The sequence below is a fragment of the Fictibacillus phosphorivorans genome (genome assembly GCF_023715845.1).
Lineage (GTDB): Bacteria > Bacillota > Bacilli > Bacillales > Fictibacillaceae > Fictibacillus > Fictibacillus phosphorivorans_D.
This window is the reverse complement of the sequence record NZ_JAMBOR010000097.1, coordinates 1-251: the sequence shown is the minus strand read 5'-3', so window position 1 is coordinate 251 and position 251 is coordinate 1. Positions and strand designations below refer to the sequence as shown.

The following is a 251-nucleotide window of genomic DNA, read 5'->3' as shown; positions in this document are numbered from 1 at the left end:
AATACATAAAGTATTATAATGAAGAGCGAATTCAAGAAAAATTAGGCTACCACACTCCAATCGAATTTGGAAGTATGGCAGCCTAACAGGTGTTTTATTATTGTCTCAATTGACTAAGTCAGTCTACCTTAAGGGGAGTTTTTTTATGGGGCATTCTAAAGAGTTTAAATACAAAGTCTTGTCCACTTATGAAAATGGCAATATTACTGTAAAAGAGCTTTGTGAAAAGTTTGGAATTTCAAAGAACTCAT

Annotated in this window: 1 protein-coding gene; it reads left to right on the top strand. The window is 32.7% G+C overall.

Features of this window, described 5'->3' with window-relative positions:
- Positions 1-5 precede the first annotated feature (5 nt).
- On the top strand, positions 6-86 hold the full coding sequence (locus M3206_RS19320; RefSeq protein WP_425590722.1) for an IS3 family transposase: 81 nt from the start codon (positions 6-8) through the stop codon (positions 84-86).
- Positions 87-251: the final 165 nt, after the last annotated feature.